The sequence below is a fragment of the Streptomyces sp. NPDC052701 genome (assembly GCF_040678355.1).
Classification (GTDB): domain Bacteria; phylum Actinomycetota; class Actinomycetes; order Streptomycetales; family Streptomycetaceae; genus Streptomyces.
On the sequence record NZ_JBFATO010000015.1, the window covers coordinates 112,616 to 130,493 of the forward strand.

Below are 17,878 nucleotides of genomic sequence, written 5' to 3' on the forward strand. Positions count from 1 at the left end.
TGGGGCGGACCGCGCCCCACCCCGCCCCGCCCCCGCCACACACTGAACCCACGTCTAAAATCCGCACGTCAGGGCCGCTCCGGAGCCGCAGCGCCCATCGCACGACGCCCGTACGAGGAGCCCCACCTCATGGCCGAACACCCCGCCTATCCCGTAGGCCTCCGCCTCACCGGCCGCAAAGTGGTCGTCCTCGGCGGCGGTCAGGTGGCCCAGCGCCGCCTCCCGGCCCTCGTCGCGGCAGGCGCGGACGTCCTCCTCGTGTCCCCGGAGGCGACCCCTTCCGTGGAGGCGATGGCGGACGCGGGCGAGATCACCTGGGAGCGGCGTCCGTACGCCGACGGCGACCTCGCCGACGCCTGGTACGCCCTGATCGCCACGAGCGACCCGGAGGCGAACACCGCCGCCTCCGCCGAGGCGGAGCGCAACCGCGTCTGGTGCGTCCGCTCCGACGACGCCGACGCGGCCACGGCCTGGACCCCGGCGACGGGCCACAGCGCGGGCGTCACGGTCGCCGTCCTGACCACGGACGCGCGCGGCCGCGACCCCCGCCACACCGCAGCCGTCCGCGACGCGGTCGTCGAGGGCCTGCGCGACGGCACCCTGGTGGCCCCCCACCACCGCACCCGCACCCCGGGCGTGGCCCTGGTGGGCGGCGGTCCCGGCGACCCGGACCTGATCACCGTGCGCGGCCGTCGCCTGCTCGCCGAGGCCGACGTCGTCATCGCGGACCGCCTCGGCCCGCGCGACCTGCTCGCCGAGCTCCCGCCGCACGTCGAGGTGATCGACGCGGCGAAGATCCCGTACGGCCGTTCCATGGCCCAGGAGGCCATCAACAACGCGCTGATCGAGCACGCCAGGCAGGGCAAGTCGGTCGTCCGGCTGAAGGGCGGCGACCCGTACGTCTTCGGCCGCGGGATGGAGGAGCTCCAGGCGCTCACCGAGGCCGGGATCCCCTGCACCGTCGTCCCCGGCATCTCCAGTTCCATCTCGGTCCCGGGCGCGGCCGGCATCCCGGTCACGCACCGCGGTGTCGCCCACGAGTTCACGGTGGTCAGCGGGCACGTCGCCCCCGACGACGAACGCTCGCTCGTCGACTGGCCGTCGCTCGCCAGGCTCACCGGCACGCTGGTGATCCTGATGGGCGTCGACAAGATCGGGAAGATCGCCGACACCCTGGTCGCCCACGGCAGGTCCCCCGACACCCCCGTCGCCCTCGTCCAGGAGGGCACGACGGCCGCCCAGCGCCGCGTCGACGCCACGCTCGCCACGGTCGCCGAGACGGTCCGCGCGCAGGAAGTCAGGCCGCCGGCGGTCGTCGTCGTCGGCGAGGTCGTGAACGTCGGCCCGCAAGGACCGGCGTGACCCGGGGCCGGTGACCGGGGCGACCCGACCGATCCAGCCGTTGGCACCGTACCGAGGACGAGGCAGTATCACCCCGTGGCCGAGCTCATCACCGTCGAGGACCCCGACGACCCGCGCCTGCACGACTACACCGGCCTGACCGACGTCGAACTGCGCCGCAGGCGTGAGCCGGCCGAGGGCCTGTTCATCGCCGAGGGCGAGAAGGTCATCAGACGGGCCGGGGAAGCCGGCTACGAGATGCGCTCGATGCTGCTGTCGGCCAAGTGGGTCGACGCCCTGCGCGACGTCATCGACGGGACGCGGGCACCGGTCTACGTGGTCGGTCCGGAACTGGCCGAGCAGGTCACCGGCTACCACGTGCACCGTGGCGCGCTCGCCTCCATGCAGCGCAGACCGCTGCCCACGGCCGCCGGGCTCCTGCGCACCGCCCGCCGGGTCGTGGTCATGGAGTCGGTCAACGACCACACCAACATCGGCGCGATCTTCCGCTCCGCCGCCGCCCTCGGCATGGACGCGGTCCTGCTCTCCCCGGACTGCGCCGACCCCCTCTACCGCCGCAGCGTGAAGGTCTCCATGGGCGCGGTCTTCTCCGTGCCGTACGCCCGTCTCGACACCTGGCCCAAGGGGCTGGAGTCGGTCCGCGAGGCGGGCTTCACGCTCCTCGCCCTCACCCCCGACGAGAGGGCCGGGACCCTCGACGAAGTCGCCCCGCACCGGATGGACCGGGTGGCCCTGATGCTCGGCGCCGAGGGCGACGGCCTGTCCGGACAGGCCCTGGCGGCCGCCGACGAGTGGGTCCGCATCCCGATGTCCCACGGCGTCGACTCCCTGAACGTGGGCGCGGCGGCCGCGGTGGCCTTCTACGCCGTGGCCACGGGCCGCCCCGGATCCCGGGAGTAGGGGGGGAGCGGCGCGAGGCGACGGCGCCGTCCTCCCGCGCGGCGGCCGACTCCTCGCCGTCCGCGGCGGCCCGGCCGTGGCCCGCCCCGGCTGCCGGCAGCCCTTGAGCGGCAGGACCGGAGCGGCAGGGCCGGAGTGGGGGAGAGCCGGCGGGAGGCGGTGGTCCGGGAGGTCCGCGAGGAGGCCGGCCTCACCGCCGCGCCGCCGGCCAGGGGCTGGGAGCCGGAGACCGACGACGGCCGCTTTCCGCCCGCACCGGTGGACCGCCCGGGCCGACACCGGCGAGGTGGTCCCCGTCTCCGCGAGGCCGGCGAGGCCCGCCGGGCCACACCGGAGGGGTTCCTCGCGCCGGACCCCGTTTTCGACGGCGACCGCGGGTTCTCCGCACGCGTCCCGCCGCGGCCGTGACGCCCGGCGGGCCGGCCGGGCCTCCCCGTCAGCCGTCCGTGTCCAGGGTCGACTCGTACCGCTGGCGCATCAGGGGCGCGTCCAGCGGCTCGTAATCCGTCGTCCGCACCTGCTCCCGGCGCTCCCGCACGCCGTTGCCGTCGTCGCCGAGTCCGCGCGAGGGCCCCTGGCAGCCCTGTACGAGGGCGATGCCGACCGCCACCAGCAGCGTCACCACGACGAAGACGAACAGCCGCTGCCGCAGCAGCCGCGGGTTGGCGGGCCGCCGCCCGGTCCCGGTGGGTCTGGGCCCCGGCCGCCCGGCGCCGCCGCGCGGGGCGGGCCGGCTCCCGCTGCCGGAGCGGGTCGTGCTGCGGGAGGCGGGGGTCGGCCGCGCCCCGGACCGCGCGGGCGCGGCCCCACCGCGCGAGGCGCCGCCACCGCGCGAGGGGGTCGCGCCCCGGGCGCCGCCCCGGGAGGGCGCGGAACCGCGCGGCGGGGGAGTCCTCCGGGACCCCTGCGTGCCGGACCCCTGCTGTCCCTGCGGTCGCCGCTGGGCGCGTTCCGGGTAGGTGTCCGCGAGCCGCCCGGTGGGCCGGTCCGCCTCCCCGGCCCGTGGCGCGGGAGGCCGTGCATCGGTGAGCCCCTGGGCCTCCCGGGCCGCGATCTCCTTGAGCCGCAGCGACAGTTGGAGCGTGCTGGGCCGCTCGTCCGGATCCTTCGCCAGGCACGCCCGGATGAGCGGAGCCAGGGCGTCCGGGACGCCGTGCAGCTGCGGCTCCTCGTGCACCACGCGGTACAGCATCACCTCGGAACTGCCGTGCCCGAAGGGCGAGTCGCCCATCGACGCGTACGCCAGCGTGGCGCCGAGCGAGAACACGTCCGTGGCCGGCGTGACGGCCGCCCCGCGCACCTGCTCCGGCGCGAGGAAGCCGGGGGAGCCGACCGCCGTGCCGACGTGGGTGAGCGTCGAGGCCCCGGTCGCCCAGGCGATGCCGAAGTCGATGATCCGCGGCCCCTTCGGGGACAGCAGGATGTTGGACGGCTTCAGGTCCCGGTGCACGACGCCGGCCTCGTGCACGGCGACGAGCCCCTCCGACAGGGCGGCCCCGATGGCGGCGACCTCCGCCGCGCCGAGCGGCCCCTCGTCGACGACCTTGTCGTGCAGCGAGGGCCCGGGCACGTACTGCGTGGCGAACCAGGGCCGGTCCGCCTCCAGGTCCGCGGCCACGAGCCGGGCCGTGCAGCCGCCGCGGATCCGCCGCGCCGCCGACACCTCGCGCGCGAACCGCGAGCGGAACTCCTGGTCCTCCGCCAGGTCGGGCCGGATGACCTTGAGCGCCACCCGCTGCCCCTTCTTGTCGGAGCCCAGGTAGACGACACCCATCCCGCCCGCGCCGAGCCGTCGGTGAAGCTTGAACGAGCCGACGACGCGCGGGTCCTCGCGCCTCAGGCGCATCATCGCCATGTCCATCCCCGCTGCCCGGTCCGTGTGACGTGGCACAGCTTACGTTTCCACGGCCGCCCGCGCGCAGAGGCCGCGCCCTCTCGGGCCGATGGATTGTCAGTGGTGGGTGGGAGACCCGAGGAGTGGTCAGGGGGCGCGCGAGCAGGGCGGGCTCGCGCCGTCGATGCCCCCAACCATCCGTCGCGGAAGGGGGATTGATTCCGTGAAGGGTGATCGCCTGGAGACAGCCGTGGACGCCGGGGACACGACGCGCACCTGCGGGGCGGTGGCGAGCAGGGCGGGCCGCCGGGTGGAGACGGCGGTTCGCCGAGGCGTGGTGGAAGTGAGCGAAGTCACCCGGTGGGGGTCCCCCGCGCCGTTCAGGCAGCGGGGCAGGCTCTGCCGTGCGAACGGCACGCTTCATGGCGAACCGGGTGCCGGTGCCGGCCGAGCAGCCGGTCCCGGGGGAGGACGGCTCGGGGAAAGCGGGGCAGGGCGGGCGTCCCTTCCGGGAAGACCCCGAGACCTGGGGCGTCGTCTCCACCCAGGGGAGTACGCCGCAGGTCACGGCTCATCCTCCGGGAGGCCCGGCAATCGGTACGAGGGCATGACGCCCGGGGAGGGCCGGAAGCCTAGATTTGAGGTCAAGCGGCGGGTGCAGCACTCGTCCCCCGAGGTCGGACACCCGCCGCTTGCCAAGGACAGCACAACGGTCGGGAGAGGGACCATGGCCTACACGGCACCGCGGACACTGGTCCGCACGCGGGAGCGCACAGCGCTCCGCCCCCGCCGTCAGGGGCGTCGCCACCCCCTGGTGGCGACACTCATGGCCCTTCCCCTGGCGGCCCTGCTCCTCCTCGTCTTCGACGGGTGGGAGACGGTGGCCACACAGGCGTCGTCCGTGGGTGTGATGCTGGGGCGCTGAGCGGCGACCCCAGGCCCGGAAGAGCGGTCCGGGCGGGGACATCCACCCATGAAACCCCGTGGGGACGGGGGTGCGGCGGACGGCACAGATGCCGGCGCAGCTGGGGAGCTGCGCCGGCATTGCTGTTGCCCGCGGCGGCCTGCGCGGGTCCGACGAGGCGCGCGGTGCCTGCCGGCAGCGGCCGGGGCCCGGGCCCGGGCCTGGACGGCACGCTGGGCCCTTCCACCGGCCGGCCGGCGCCGAAGCGCCCACCGCCGCGGTCGGACACTTCCGGCGCGCCCCTTGCGCGCGCGGACGATCGCGGGTGCGCCCGTTGTCCCGTCCCGCTGCGGGCGCGCTGGCGCCCGCCACGGTCGCGCGCCCCCCCGGCGAAGGCCGCGTACCCTCACCCACGCACCCCTCCACACCGCAGGGAACCCCATGACCGAACCCCGTCTCCTCCCCGAGCTGACCGCCCGAGTCAGGGAGGCGGCCCACTCCCGCACCCCGCCCTGCCCCTGCGGCGCGGCGGTCCTCGCCGACCGCCCCGACGGCACGGTCGTCCGCCACGCGGACACCGTCGCGAAGGCCCACGCCCCGGACACCGACCCCGCGGAACTCGCCCGGCGCCTCGCCGTCGCCGCCGCCTCACCCGACGTCCTCCTGCCCCCGCTGGGCCCGGCGCCGGCCGCCCTGCACGGACGGCTCGTGACCTTCTGGCCGTACGGCACCCCCGTCGACCCGGACGATCCCGACGCGGCCCCCTGGGAGGCCGCCGCCGTCCTCCTCGCCCGGCTCCACCGCACCCCCGCCCCCACGGGACTGCCCCCGATGCGCGGACCCGCGAAGGCGGCCCGTGCCGTCGCCCGCCTCCGCGCCGCCGGCGCGCACCCGGCGGCCGGCTCCGTCCTGCGTGCCTGGCGGACCCTCCCCGCCTGGGCCCGCGCCGAGGCCCCCATGCCGGACACCACCACCCTGTGCCACGGCGACCTCCACCTCGGCCAGCTCGTGCGCCACCCCGCCCCCGACGGCCCCTGGCTGCTGATCGACGTGGACGACCTCGGCGCCGGTGTCCCGGCCTGGGACCTGGCCCGTCCGGCGGCCTGGTACGCCTGCGGACTGCTCCCGCCCGGGGAGTGGACCCGCTTCCTCGCCGCCTACCGCGCGGCGGGCGGCCCGGCCGTTCCCGCGGACGGCGACCCCTGGCCCGCCCTCGACGTCCCCGCCCGGGCCCTCACCGTGCAGACCGCCGCCCGGGCGATCGCCAAGGCCGTCACGGCCGGCCGCCCCCTGGACGAGGTCGAGCGGTGCGTGGTCGACGCCTGCGGGCGGATGGCCGCCGGGCCGGCGCGGTCGGCGCACCGGGCCGCGAAGTAGGGTGCAACCGACCGCGGCGGGGCAGAGTCTGTCCTGGCGATACGTGAAGCAGGACCGACCGGCGAGGAGTTGAGCCGACCATGCAGTGTCCGAAGTGCCGTGCCCCGATGCACGCGTACAACCGCAACGGCGTCCAGATCGAACAGTGCAGCAACTGCCGGGGGATCTTCCTCGACTACGGGGAGCTGGAGGCGCTGACCCGCCTGGAGGCCCAGTGGTCCCAGCCGGCCCCGCCGCCCCCGCCCGCCCCGCAGGCCTACCCGGCCCCGCCGGCCCCCGCCTGGGGCGCCCCGCACGGCCACCACGGGCACCACCGCCACAAGAGCTTCGGGCACATGCTCTTCTCGTCCTGAGCACCGGGCGGACACGACGAAGCCCCCGCGCCGTCTGCTACGGCCGGGGGCTCCGGTGTGACGTGGACGATACTGGGATTGAACCAGTGACCTCTTCCGTGTCAGGGAAGCGCTCTCCCGCTGAGCTAATCGTCCTCGGGGCCACGACCCGCGGGCCGTGGGCGGTGCGTGCGCGATACTGGGATTGAACCAGTGACCTCTTCCGTGTCAGGGAAGCGCTCTCCCGCTGAGCTAATCGCGCGGGGATCCGAAGATCCAGTGGACGATACTGGGATTGAACCAGTGACCTCTTCCGTGTCAGGGAAGCGCTCTCCCGCTGAGCTAATCGTCCTTGGAGGTGGAGACGGGATTTGAACCCGTGTAGACGGCTTTGCAGGCCGTTGCCTCGCCTCTCGGCCACTCCACCAGGAGTGTAGAGGACCCGGAGATCCCCTTCTTCCTTCGAGCGGACGACGAGGCTCGAACTCGCGACCTCAACCTTGGCAAGGTTGCGCTCTACCAACTGAGCTACGTCCGCCTGTCGTTTCGTTCCGCTCTCGCGGCCCGGCGACGTGTTGAACTCTAGCGGATTCCGGGGCCAGCACAAAAACGCGTTTGTGCAGCGTGCTGCGCTGCGCCTGCTCAGAGGCCCGCCGGGGGCCCGGGGAAGGACATGGCCCGGTCACGCGCGCGGCACCCGCCATAGACTCGACCGCGTGCTGGACCTCCCTCCTCTCGCCCGCTTCGGCGACCGCGTCGCGACCGGGCTCCTCGACGTCACCGACGACCCCGCCGCCCTGGACTCCAGCGGTTTCTGGGCGGTGTGCGCGGACTTCGAGGGCCGTCTGACCTGCGCCCGCTTCCGCGACGTGCGCAGGGAGCCGGTACCCGCCCCGGTGCCGGGCGCCTGGCGGGGACCGGCCGCCGGCGACTGGACGTCCTCCCTCGACCGCGCCGCGTACACGGCGGCCGTGCGGCGGATCCGCGAGCACATCGCGGCGGGCGAGGTGTACCAGGCGAACCTCTGCCGCGTGCTGTCCGCGCCGGTCGCGCCCGGCGCCGATGTGGACGCCCTGACCGCGCTGCTGGCCCGCGGCAACCCGGCACCCTATGCAGGAACGATTCGCCTGCCGGGGCGCGGGGTGGAGATCGCCACCGCCTCGCCCGAGCTGTTCCTGCGGCGCGACGGGCGCCTCGTGGAGTCCGGGCCGATCAAGGGCACCGGACGCACCCCCGAGGACCTGCTGGAGAAGGACTACGCGGAGAACGTCATGATCGTGGACCTGGTCCGCAACGACATGGGGCGGGTGTGCGAGACCGGCAGTGTGACCGTGCCCGACCTGTGCGCGGTGGAGAAGCACCCGGGACTGGTCCACCTCGTGTCGACGGTGCGCGGGGAGCTGCGGGCCGGGGCCGGCTGGACGGAACTGCTCGGCGCCGCCTTCCCGCCCGGCTCCGTCACCGGGGCGCCCAAGCCGAGCGCCCTGCGGATCATCGACGCGCTGGAGACCGCGCCCCGGGGACCGTACTGCGGCGGCATCGGATGGGTCGACGCCGACCGGGGCACGGGCGAGCTGGCCGTGGGCATCCGCACCTTCTGGATCGACCGCGCCGAGGGCGTGCTGCGCTTCGGCACGGGCGCGGGGATCACCTGGGGGTCGGACCCCGAGGGGGAGTGGCGCGAGACCGAGCTGAAGGCGTCCCGGCTGCTCGCGGTAGCGTCGGGGACGTACGAGGTGAGTGAAGGGACCCTGAGGTGAAGATCTGGCTCGACGGCGGACTGCAGGACACCGAGTCCGCCCGTGTCTCCGTCTTCGACCACGGCCTGACCGTGGGCGACGGCGTCTTCGAGACGGTGAAGGCGGTGGAGGGCCGGCCGTTCGCCCTCACCCGGCACCTCGACCGGCTGACCCGCTCCGCACGCGGCCTCGGCCTGCCCGCCCCCGACCTCGACGAGGTCCGCCGCGCCTGCGCCGCCGTCCTGGCGGCCAATCCGATGCCGCTCGGCCGGCTGCGGATCACGTACACCGGCGGGCACGGCCCCCTCGGCTCCGACCGCGGCGAGCACGGCCCCACCCTCGTGGTCGCCCTCGGCGAGACCACCCGCCGCCCCGACTCCACCGCCGTCGTCACGGTCCCCTGGACCCGCAACGAGCGCGGCGCGCTCACCGGCCTGAAGACGACCTCCTACGCCGAGAACGTCGTCGCCCTCGCCCGCGCCCACGAACAGGGCGCGTCCGAGGCGCTGTTCGGCAACACGGCCGGCCACCTGTGCGAGGGCACCGGGTCCAACGTCTTCGTCGTCCTGGACGGCGAGATCCACACCCCGCCGCTCGCCTCCGGCTGCCTGGCGGGCATCACGCGCGCGTTGACCCTCGAGTGGACCGGCGCCGAGGAGACGGACCTCCCGCTGGACGTCCTGGAGCGCGCCGAGGAGATCTTCCTGACGTCCACGCTGCGGGACGTGCAGGCCGTGCACCGCGTCGACGGACGCGAGCTGCCGGACGCCCCCGGGCCGGTGACCGCCAAGGCCATGCGCGTCTTCGCCGAACGCTCCGGGCACGACCTCGATCCGTGAACGCGCGGACATCCGGCTGATCCGGGGCGCGACAGCGGGTAGAACACCCATGATGACCACGACCCTGCGGCCGGCCGAGCCGCTTCAGCAGAACGCCGACGGGACGCGCTCGCGCCGCTACCGGGTGTGCGTGAACAGCCGTCCCGTGGGCGCGATACACCTCGCCACCCATCCCGTCTTCGGCGACGCCGTGGCCCGTGTCCTTGACCTGCGCGTCGAGGAACCGGACCGGCGGCGCGGCCGGGGCACGGTCGCCGCGCTCGCCGCCGAGGAGGTGGCGCGCGGCTGGGGCTGCCGGCGCATCGAGGCGGCCGCCCCCGCCGGGGCACAGGCGGCGCTGCGCCTCGCCACGGCGCTCGGCTACGCCGTACGCAACCGCGCCATGGAGAAGACGCTCGGCGACGTTCCGCCGGTCCTGCCCGGGGGCAGCCTGGCGCGGCCCATGACGGAGGCGGAGTTCGGCCCGTGGCTGGACCAGGCCCGGCGGGACTACGCGCAGCACTGGATCGAGCGCGGCGTCCCGCAGGAGCAGGCGCGGGCCAAGTCGGACAGGGACCACGCCACCCTGCTGCCCGAGGGCCTTACCACACCGGGCATGTTCCTCAGCGTCCTCGAACACGAGGGGACGCCCGTGGGCACTCTGTGGCTGGCGGTGCGCGACGGCGGCGCCTTCGTCTTCGACGTCGAGACCCACGCGGCCCACCGGGGCAAGGGACACGGCCGCACCCTGATGCTGCTGGCCGAGGCGCAGACCCTGGCCGAGGGGAAGCGGACCATCGGCCTCAACGTCTTCGCGGGCAACACCCCGGCCGAGCGGCTCTACGCGTCGCTCGGCTACGAGACGACGCAGTACTTCCTGTACAAGCCGCTGCTCTGACCGCGCGGACGCCCGGGGGCCGGTGTCAGGCCCGCCGCTCGGCCAGCAGCCGGTCGGCGATCTCCTCGACGCGCTCGCGCAGGCCCTCCTGGCTCTTGCCGCCGTCCAGGCGCTCACCGCCGATGACGTAGGTCGGGGTGCCGGTCACGCCGATGGCCCGGCCCTCGGCCTGGTCGGCGTCCACGACCAGGATGTGCCGGCCGTCGATCAGCGCGGTGTCGAACTCCTCGGCATCCAGACCGAGTTCCCGCGCGACCTCGACCAGGAAGGGCTCTCCCGCGCGGTCCAGTTCCTCCACCCGCTCCAGCACGGCCTCGACGTACTGCCATCCCCGGCCCTGCTCCCACGCCTCCTCGGCGGCCTGCGCGGCGGCGAAGGCGTGCCGGTGCTTCTCCAGCGGGAAGTGCCGCAGCCGCAGTTCCAGGCGGTCGCCGTAGCGGGCGCGCAGCGCCCGCAGGTCGTCCAGGGCGCTGCGGCAGTCCGGGCACTGGAGCTCGCACCAGACGTCGAGGACGGGGGCGGCGGGGACGGGGGAGGAGTCGTTCATGCGCCCAGTCTCCCAGCCCGCCCTTCCGGCGGCCCAACCGGACCTCGCACCGTACGGCGGTCCCGGGCCTGCGCCGGGCACCGGCACCTGCGGAGGAGCCGACCCGGAGATCTCCCTGAGGTCGGGCCGGAGCGTGGCCGGTCGGGGGTGGCGAGGTGCACGATGGAGGGGGCGGCACGCCCGCCGTCCGACCCGAGCCCGCCTGGAGGACCGGATGATCGCCGAGACAGTCTGCTCCGCCGTGTCCGCGGCCGGTCTGGGCATCGCGGCGGTGACCGCGTACCGCAGGCGTTTCCTCACGGCGGCCCGCATCGCCGCCTACTCCCTCGTGCCCCTCGGCCTGGTGCTGACCGGTGTCGTCGACTGGCTGGCCGACACCGCGTTCAGCCCGACGGCCTGGGCGGGCTTCGGCCTGCTCGGGCTGGCCTGGGTGCTGTTCGCGACCACCCGCACCGTGGAGCGCCGCCGCGGTGGCACCCGCAAGGAGCGCAGGGCGGCGGCCCGGGCGGCCCGGCCGGAGGGGGTGGCCCCGGCGGCGTCGGCGCCCTCCTTGGGCCAGGGCTCCGGCCCGGCAGCCCGGCCCGCGACCGCGCGCCGCGGCGAGGACGACTTCAGCGACATCGAGGCCATCCTCAAGAAGCACGGCATATGAAGGAAGCCCCGCGCGGCACGAGGCGCGGCGCGGGGCCGAAACGACACAGTGGGTCCCCGGACGTGCGGAAACGGTCACCACCCGAACCGGAGCCCTCGGAATCCGGCGCACTTAGTGCTTTCCCGGGTGCTGATCGCGCCGCGCGCGGCCCATGCGCCATCATCGCCGCGAGATGCTGGACACGAGACAGAGTGACACCGCGCCGCAGCAGGACGAGCCACGCGGCTGCCTCTTCGCCCTTTCCCAGCCACCGCTGATGATCTTCCTTGCGGTGATCGGGTGTCTGCTGCTCACGGCTGCGTTGCACGATCTGCTGTTGCTGTGAGCCGTACCCGCGCTCCCCGGCGCCACCCGCCGGGGCGCGTCGGCATCGGTGTCCGCCGGGCCGCCGCCGCGCGCCCCGGCCCGGGTCAGCCGGCCGCCTCCTTGCGCCGCGCCCGGTACGCGGCGACGTGCAGGCGGTTGCCGCAGGTGCGGCTGTCGCAGTACCGCCGCGAACGGTTGCGGGAGAGGTCGACGAAGGCCCGCCGGCAGTCGGGGGCCTCACAGCGCCGCAGCCGCTCCTGCTCCCCGGCGACCACGAAGAAGGCCAGCGCCATCCCGCAGTCGGCGGCCAGGTGGTCGGCGACGGAGGCGCCGGGGGCGAAGTAGTGCATGTGCCAGTCGTAGCCGTCGTGGTCCGTGAGCCGGGGCGTGGTGCCCGCGGCGGCGACCAGCTCGTTGATCAGCCCGGCGGCGGACCGGGCGTCGGGCGCCGCGAAGACCGCGTCGAACCGCCCGCGCACCTTGCGCACCGCCGAGAGGTCGAATTCGGAGAGCACACCGACATCGCTGATCTGGTGCCTGCGTACGAAGTCGTCGAGAGCCGCGACGTCCGGCAGTCCGTCCGGCGTCGCGTCGTCCTCCGGCGCGGTGTTCACCAGATCCACCACGGTGTCGAGCGCGCACCGGGTGTCGTGGGTGATCAGCACGATTCGCTCCCTGGCCTGGGGGTCGGGCGGGCGCCCGCCGATGCTGGCCGATGGTAACGGCTCACGCCGGCCCCGCACCGCCTTCTCCCCGCACACGGCTTCGAATACAACGCCCCGCGGCCCGCCGCGGTTCCCGTACGGCGTGAAGGGGCGGGAGGCGTCCGGGGGCGGCGCGGTGAGCGCGGGACTTCCCCGGCCTGCCGGCGCCGGCCGCGTCTGCGCCCGCCCGAACCGGTGCCGCATCCGCGCGCTCGCCAGGCGGATCCGGCATCCGCGCGCTCGCCAGGCGGATCCGGTATCCGCGCGCTCGCCGGATGGATCCGGCACCTGCGCGCTCGCCGGGCGGATCCGGCACACGCGGACCGGCGCCATGTGCGGAGCGACATGACGCCGGTGCGAACCGTATGCGGTTGTCCTGGCCCGAGCCGTCTCCCCGAGTCGACGGCGCCGGGCGGCTTCGTGGGGCCTTGACCTAGCTTTCCGCCAGGATGTGCGAGAGCTCCTGATCGAGATCGAAATGCCGGTGCTCCGTGCCGGGAGGCACGGCGGCGTCGGTCCGCTTCAGGAAGGTCTCAAGGGCCCGTGCGGGGGCCTCGAGCAGGGCCTCGCCCTCCGGAGAGCTCAGGGCGATGCAGACGACGCCCTGACCATGGCTGCGCGACGGCCAGACGCGGACGTCGCCGGTGCCCGTGGGGCGGTGAAGCCCTTCGGCGAGGAGGTCGCGGGCGAACACCCACTCGACGGTCTCCTCGGCTCCGGTGTGGAAGGTGGCGTGCACGGCGTAGGGGTCGGCCGTGTCGTACCGCAGGCCTGCGGGGACAGGCAGGGAGGACTCGCTCGACACAACGAGGCGCAGGTGCAGCTCGCAGCTGACCGTGGTGTTCATAAGCGCCAGGGCCTTTCGCTCAGTGTGCGCTCGGGGATTCGCACGTCGGCGAAATCGACATGCCACCTACGGTGTCGTTGTAAACCCCTCTGAGTGTTTTGCGTGTGTTTATGTAACTCATCCGGCCGAAAGATCGTTCCCGCCGTGCCGCCTTTCCGGTGACCGGATTCGCTCCGGTAGTGTTTGGCCGTATGAATACGGGGAGTAACAGGCCGGGTGAGGTGGCCGTGGCATCGGACAGGACCGGGTCGGAAGAGGCGCACGACGAGCACCGAGGGCTCGGCTCGCGGGCGCCGGAATTCGTCAAGGCGCGCCGCGTGCTGCACCTGAGCTGGCAGGTCGGCGTCTTCGTCATCGGGCTCGCGGTCGTGGTGGCCGGCGTCATCATGCTGCCGCTGCCCGGACCGGGCTGGGTCGTGATCTTCGGGGGCATGGCGATCTGGGCGACCGAGTTCGTCTGGGCCCAGCTGGTGCTGCGCTGGACCAAGCGCAAGGTCACCGAGGCGGCGCAGCGCGCCCTCGACCCCAAGGTGCGGCGCCGCAACATCATCCTGACGTCGATCGGCCTGGTCGTCGTGGCCGTCCTTCTCGGGATCTACGTCTGGAAGTTCGGGATCGTCATGCCCTGGAAGATCGAGGACCAGTGATCCGCCGCGGGGCTTCGGGTGCCGCGTCGCCGCTGGTCACGGGCACCCCCTGACATGGGGTAATGTTCTTTCTGCGCCCGGGCGATTAGCTCAGTGGGAGAGCGCTTCGTTCACACCGAAGAGGTCACTGGTTCGAACCCAGTATCGCCCACCCGAAGACGGCGGCCCATCCGCGACAGTGCGGATGGGCCGCCGTCGTGCGTGCCCGGACCGCGGCGGACGCCTCCGCGCGCATGCGCGGGACGCGTCGAGGGATGCGGCAGCCCTCGGCGAGGCCGGTCGTGCGGTCCTCCGCCGTGACTCACCGCCATTTTCTCCGCGGCGGCTCGCCGGGACTCCCTCCGGGGCCGCCGAGCACTTCCGCCGTCACCGGTCCGCGCCGGCCCCTGCCGCGGCCGATCATGCGCCGGCGCCTCGGTGACCTCGCCCCATTGTCGCTTCCATGACGATTTCCTCCGTGCGGACCCCGGGCCGAACAGGGTGCTCAGGGGAGGGCGGGACCCCGGGCCGGCATCCCGGCCCGGCCGCCCCGGAAGGACCGGCTCCGGCCACTTTCACACCCCCGGTCCTCCTTCACCCCTCCGGCGACTTCCGGCCACCCGCCCCTCGGCCCACCCGGCCGGCCCCCGTCCCACCCCTTGGTCCCGAACTCCTCACCTGCGGCGCCCCCGTCGTCAGGCGGCTCGGACGGCCTCGCTCGACCGGCACCCCGAAGCGTCCCGCGAGAAATTCCTGTCCGCATCATTGACGCACTCCCGGACCCTCCGTAGCTTGTGCCAGCAAGCGCTTGCTTGAAACGATTCATAAGCGGTGGCATGCTGCGGGGAGGGCCCGACTGTGAGGACCGGCAATGTGGAGAGGCGCACGATCCTGAAGGCGGCCGGGGCCTCGGTGGCCACGCTCGGGCTGGCCGCGACGACCGGGTGCGGGGGCGACGGCGGCACCTCCGCCGACGGGACGGTGACGATCCGTTACTCCTGGTGGGGCGCCGACGAGCGCGCGAAGAGGATCAACGAGTCGATCCGGCTCTTTGAGAAGAAGTACCCGAAGATCAAGGTCAGGACGGACTTCCAGGACTACGCCGCTTTCTGGGAGAAGTTCCAGACGCAGGCGGCGGGCGGAAATCCGCCGGACGTATTCCAGAACGCCGTCGGTTTTCTCCGGAAGTACGACAAGCGCGGCATCCTCCTCGACCTCAAGTCCCAGGTGGAAGCGGGCCGTCTGAGCCTGGACGGCTTCCGCGCGGGCGTCACCTCGGTCGGCGAGGTCGACGGCAAGCAGCTCGGCATCCCGGTCGGCTCCAACACCATGGCGCTGGTCATCGACAAGAAGGTCTTCGAGAAGGCGGGCGTCCGGCCGGAGAACGGCTGGACCTGGGACGACTACTTCAAGGCCCTCAAGACCGTCCACGACAGGACCCAGGTCCCCGGGGACACGGGCTACTTCGGCATCATGTACTTGTACGACCTGTACCTGCGCCAGAACGGCAAGGCGTTCTTCACCAAGGACGGACTCGGTTTCGACCGGGCCGATCTGACGGAGTGGTGGCAGGACGGCTACAGCCGCGTCAGGGCCGGCATCATCACCGATCCCGAGGTCGTCGCGCAGGACCGGCCCAAGTCCTCGGTCACGGCCAGGCACGGGGCGTCGGAGTTCACCTGGGACAACTTCACCGTTCGCTACACCGCGGAGGGCGACAGCGAGTACGGCCTCGCGCCCGTCCCCACCACGGACGGCAAGAACACCGGCCAGTACCTCGCCTCCCTGATGCTGAGCGCCTCCGCGCGCACGGAGCACCCCGGGGAGGTCGCCCGGTTCATCGACTTCATGGTCCACGACCCCGAGGTCGGCAGGATCATGGGCTACGACCGCGGCGTCCTCGCCAGCACCGGGCAGTACGAGGCGTACGAGCCGAGCGGCGAGGTCGACAAGGAGATCGCCCGGTACGAGGAGGACACCGCGAAGGCGGGCGTCCTGGGCACGATCACCCCGCACCCGTCCGGCGCCGACACCGCCGAGGCCGCCTTCCTGCGCATCGCCGGCGACATGAGCCTGGGCAAGACGAAGGTCGCCGACGCGGTGAAGCAGTTCTTCGACGAGTCCGAGGCCGCTTTCCGAGCCTGATGGGAACCACAGTGACGCTCGTCAAGGACTCCTCGCCCGCCACCCGCGCGGCGGGCCCGCCCGCTCCCGCCGTCCGGCGGCGGGGCCGCCGGGAGAACCTCGTCGGCTACCTCTTCGTGTCCCCGTGGATCGCGGGCTTCCTGCTGCTGACCGCGGGCCCGATGGCGGCCTCCCTGTACTTCGCCTTCACCGACTACGACCTCTTCGGTACGCCGAAGTGGATCGGCCTCGACAACTTCACCCGGATGTTCGACGATCCGCGCTGGCGGAAGTCGGTCGGGGTGACGGCGGAGTACGTCGTCGTCGGCACCCCGCTGAAACTGCTGCTGGCCCTCGGGGTCGCCCTGCTGCTCGCGCAGAGCCGGCGCGGACAGGCCTTCTACCGGGCCGCGTTCTACGCCCCCTCGCTCATCGGCGCGAGCGTCTCGGTCGCCTTCGTGTGGCGTTCGGTCTTCTCCGACGGCGCCGTCGTGGACCGCGCGACGGCGCTCCTGGGCGTCCGCACCGGCGGCTGGGTCGGCGACCCGGACTGGATCCTGTACTGCCTGGTCGCGCTGACCGTCTGGCAGTTCGGTGCGCCCATGGTCATCTTCCTGGCCGGGCTCAAGCAGGTGCCGAGGGAGCTGTACGAGGCGGCCGAGATGGACGGCGCCGGCCCCTTCCGCAGGTTCTGGAGCATCACGCTCCCGATGATCTCCCCGGTGCTGTTCTTCAACGTCCTGCTGGAGACCATCCACTCCTTCCAGATCTTCGGCTCGGCGTACGTCGTCTCCAACACGTACTGCGGTCCGGCCGACGCCACGCTCGTCTACACCTGCTACCTGTACCAGCAGGGCTTCAAGAACGCGCAGATGGGCTTCGCCTCCGCGATGGCCTGGATGCTGCTGCTCGCCGTCGCCCTGGTCACGGCCGTCCTCTTCTGGTCGCAGCGGAAATGGGTGCACTACGAGGAGGACGCCCGATGAGCTCCCCCGGCCTCCCGGCCCCGCCCGGGCAGGGGGGACCCGCGCCCGCCCCCGCCGCCGGCAGGCCGGCCGGTTCCGGCCGCGGGCGCGCCGGCTCGCTCGCCTGGCACCTCGGCTCCCTGCTGGTCCTCGCGGTCGTGCTGTATCCGGTGGTCTGGCTCGTCGGCGCCTCGTTCAAGCCCGGCAAGGACATCGTCAACAGCCTGGACCTGTTCCCCTCCGAGCCCGTCCTGGACAACTTCCGGGGTCTGGCCGACGGCATCGCCGACATCCCGATCCGGACCTTCTTCCAGAATTCCCTGATCTACTCGCTCGGTTCGGTCGCCGGCATCCTGGTCTCCTGCTCGCTGACCGCGTACGCCTTCGCGAAGGTCAGGTTCGCCGGGCGGAACCTGATGTTCTCGCTGATGATCGGCACTCTGCTGCTGCCGTACCACGTGCTGCTCGTCCCGCAGTACGTGATGTTCCAGAAGATGGAGCTGATCAACACCTACGTGCCGTTGCTGCTCGGCAAGTACCTGGCCACGGAGGCGTTCTTCGTCTTCCTCATGGTGCAGTTCATGCGGAACCTGCCCAGGGAACTGGACGAGGCCGCGCGGCTCGACGGCTGCGGGCACCTGCGGATCTACTGGTCGATCGTGCTGCCGCTGTGCCGGCCCGCGCTCATCACCAGCGCGATCTTCACCTTCATCAACGCCTGGAACGACTTCATGGGCCCGCTGATCTACCTCAACGAGCCCGGCAAGTACACCGTCTCCCTCGGGATGATGATGTTCCGCGACTCCGACGGCGTCGCCGCCAACTACGGCGGGCTGATCGCCATGTCGCTGATCGCGCTGCTGCCGGTCCTGCTGTTCTTCCTCGCCTTCCAGCGCTACCTGATCGACGGCATGGCGACCTCGGGTCTGAAGGGCTGACGCGG

Annotated in this window: 18 protein-coding genes, 6 tRNA genes and 1 pseudogene; 16 read left to right on the forward strand and 9 right to left on the reverse strand. The window is 73.2% G+C overall.

Annotated features, from left to right (window positions below; translation table 11 throughout):
- Positions 1-129: 129 nt before the first annotated feature.
- Positions 130-1,362: a uroporphyrinogen-III C-methyltransferase gene (gene cobA / locus AB0L29_RS19165; protein WP_365828588.1), complete on the forward strand. Its 1,233-nt coding sequence runs from the start codon at positions 130-132 to the stop codon at positions 1,360-1,362.
- Between the two features lie 75 nt (positions 1,363-1,437).
- Complete coding sequence (locus AB0L29_RS19170; protein WP_365828590.1) at positions 1,438-2,262, forward strand: RNA methyltransferase; 825 nt, start codon at positions 1,438-1,440, stop codon at positions 2,260-2,262.
- 436 nt (positions 2,263-2,698) lie between these two features.
- Here AB0L29_RS19170 and AB0L29_RS19175 read toward each other — a convergent pair whose 3' ends face one another.
- Positions 2,699-4,123: a serine/threonine-protein kinase gene (locus AB0L29_RS19175; RefSeq protein ID WP_365828711.1), complete on the reverse strand. Its 1,425-nt coding sequence runs from the start codon at positions 4,121-4,123 to the stop codon at positions 2,699-2,701.
- A gap of 196 nt (positions 4,124-4,319) precedes the next feature.
- Here AB0L29_RS19175 and AB0L29_RS19180 point away from each other — a divergent pair.
- The 4 genes and pseudogenes from AB0L29_RS19180 to AB0L29_RS19195 all read left to right on the forward strand — a co-directional run.
- Positions 4,320-4,623 (forward strand): annotated as a pseudogene (locus AB0L29_RS19180) (hypothetical protein); the annotation flags it as partial.
- 200 nt (positions 4,624-4,823) lie between these two features.
- Positions 4,824-5,021: a hypothetical protein gene (locus AB0L29_RS19185; protein ID WP_365828592.1), complete on the forward strand. Its 198-nt coding sequence runs from the start codon at positions 4,824-4,826 to the stop codon at positions 5,019-5,021.
- A gap of 420 nt (positions 5,022-5,441) precedes the next feature.
- Positions 5,442-6,377 carry an aminoglycoside phosphotransferase family protein gene (locus tag AB0L29_RS19190; RefSeq protein WP_365828594.1) on the forward strand — a complete coding sequence of 312 codons (936 nt, stop codon included), beginning with the start codon at positions 5,442-5,444 and terminating at the stop codon, positions 6,375-6,377.
- A gap of 80 nt (positions 6,378-6,457) precedes the next feature.
- Positions 6,458-6,730, forward strand: coding sequence for a zf-TFIIB domain-containing protein (locus tag AB0L29_RS19195; RefSeq protein ID WP_365828596.1), 273 nt, complete (start codon positions 6,458-6,460; stop codon positions 6,728-6,730).
- Positions 6,731-6,793: 63 nt separating this feature from the next.
- On the opposite strand, the gene AB0L29_RS19200 is transcribed toward AB0L29_RS19195, so the two are convergent.
- The 5 genes from AB0L29_RS19200 to AB0L29_RS19220 form a co-directional block, all read right to left on the reverse strand.
- A tRNA-Val gene (locus tag AB0L29_RS19200) sits at positions 6,794-6,865 on the reverse strand.
- A 34-nt stretch (positions 6,866-6,899) separates the two neighbouring features.
- A tRNA-Val gene (locus tag AB0L29_RS19205) sits at positions 6,900-6,971 on the reverse strand.
- An 18-nt stretch (positions 6,972-6,989) separates the two neighbouring features.
- Positions 6,990-7,061: transfer RNA gene (locus tag AB0L29_RS19210), tRNA-Val, on the reverse strand.
- A gap of 1 nt (position 7,062) precedes the next feature.
- A tRNA-Cys gene (locus AB0L29_RS19215) sits at positions 7,063-7,136 on the reverse strand.
- Positions 7,137-7,174: 38 nt separating this feature from the next.
- Positions 7,175-7,247, reverse strand: a tRNA-Gly gene (locus AB0L29_RS19220).
- Positions 7,248-7,425: 178 nt separating this feature from the next.
- On the opposite strand from AB0L29_RS19220, the gene AB0L29_RS19225 reads away from it, so the two are divergent.
- From AB0L29_RS19225 to AB0L29_RS19235, 3 genes are read left to right on the forward strand one after another with little or no spacing between them, the layout of a single operon-like run.
- Positions 7,426-8,469: a chorismate-binding protein gene (locus AB0L29_RS19225; RefSeq protein WP_365828598.1), complete on the forward strand. Its 1,044-nt coding sequence runs from the start codon at positions 7,426-7,428 to the stop codon at positions 8,467-8,469.
- Positions 8,466-9,287: an aminodeoxychorismate lyase gene (locus AB0L29_RS19230; protein WP_365828600.1), complete on the forward strand. Its 822-nt coding sequence runs from the start codon at positions 8,466-8,468 to the stop codon at positions 9,285-9,287. Before AB0L29_RS19225 ends, AB0L29_RS19230 begins: the two co-directional genes overlap by 4 nt.
- A gap of 52 nt (positions 9,288-9,339) precedes the next feature.
- Positions 9,340-10,164: a GNAT family N-acetyltransferase gene (locus tag AB0L29_RS19235; protein WP_365828713.1), complete on the forward strand. Its 825-nt coding sequence runs from the start codon at positions 9,340-9,342 to the stop codon at positions 10,162-10,164.
- Positions 10,165-10,189: 25 nt separating this feature from the next.
- On the opposite strand, the gene AB0L29_RS19240 is transcribed toward AB0L29_RS19235, so the two are convergent.
- Positions 10,190-10,711, reverse strand: a complete 522-nt coding sequence (locus AB0L29_RS19240) for a DsbA family protein (protein WP_365828602.1) — start codon at positions 10,709-10,711, stop codon at positions 10,190-10,192.
- 214 nt (positions 10,712-10,925) lie between these two features.
- Between AB0L29_RS19240 and AB0L29_RS19245 the strand changes: the two genes are divergently transcribed.
- Together AB0L29_RS19245 and AB0L29_RS19250 are read left to right on the forward strand one after the other, a co-directional pair.
- Positions 10,926-11,363: a hypothetical protein gene (locus AB0L29_RS19245; protein WP_365828604.1), complete on the forward strand. Its 438-nt coding sequence runs from the start codon at positions 10,926-10,928 to the stop codon at positions 11,361-11,363.
- Between the two features lie 172 nt (positions 11,364-11,535).
- Complete coding sequence (locus AB0L29_RS19250) at positions 11,536-11,688, forward strand: hypothetical protein (protein WP_365828606.1); 153 nt, start codon at positions 11,536-11,538, stop codon at positions 11,686-11,688.
- An 85-nt stretch (positions 11,689-11,773) separates the two neighbouring features.
- On the opposite strand, the gene AB0L29_RS19255 is transcribed toward AB0L29_RS19250, so the two are convergent.
- Together AB0L29_RS19255 and AB0L29_RS19260 are read right to left on the reverse strand one after the other, a co-directional pair.
- Entirely contained in the window at positions 11,774-12,334 is a 561-nt protein-coding gene (locus AB0L29_RS19255) for a CGNR zinc finger domain-containing protein (RefSeq protein WP_365828608.1), read from the reverse strand.
- A gap of 472 nt (positions 12,335-12,806) precedes the next feature.
- Positions 12,807-13,220 carry an SsgA family sporulation/cell division regulator gene (locus AB0L29_RS19260; protein WP_356553966.1) on the reverse strand — a complete coding sequence of 138 codons (414 nt, stop codon included), beginning with the start codon at positions 13,218-13,220 and terminating at the stop codon, positions 12,807-12,809.
- Between the two features lie 191 nt (positions 13,221-13,411).
- On the opposite strand from AB0L29_RS19260, the gene AB0L29_RS19265 reads away from it, so the two are divergent.
- From AB0L29_RS19265 to AB0L29_RS19285, 5 genes are all read left to right on the forward strand, one after another.
- Entirely contained in the window at positions 13,412-13,867 is a 456-nt protein-coding gene (locus AB0L29_RS19265; RefSeq protein ID WP_365828610.1) for a TIGR02611 family protein, read from the forward strand.
- Positions 13,868-13,946: 79 nt separating this feature from the next.
- A tRNA-Val gene (locus AB0L29_RS19270) sits at positions 13,947-14,018 on the forward strand.
- A gap of 686 nt (positions 14,019-14,704) precedes the next feature.
- Positions 14,705-15,991: an extracellular solute-binding protein gene (locus AB0L29_RS19275; protein WP_365828612.1), complete on the forward strand. Its 1,287-nt coding sequence runs from the start codon at positions 14,705-14,707 to the stop codon at positions 15,989-15,991.
- Positions 15,991-16,956, forward strand: coding sequence for a sugar ABC transporter permease (locus AB0L29_RS19280; RefSeq protein WP_365828614.1), 966 nt, complete (start codon positions 15,991-15,993; stop codon positions 16,954-16,956). Before AB0L29_RS19275 ends, AB0L29_RS19280 begins: the two co-directional genes overlap by 1 nt.
- Positions 16,953-17,873 (forward strand): carbohydrate ABC transporter permease, encoded by a 921-nt coding sequence (locus AB0L29_RS19285; RefSeq protein ID WP_365828616.1) that lies wholly within the window; start codon positions 16,953-16,955, stop codon positions 17,871-17,873. The genes AB0L29_RS19280 and AB0L29_RS19285 overlap by 4 nt, the downstream gene beginning before the upstream one ends.
- Positions 17,874-17,878 lie beyond the last annotated feature (5 nt).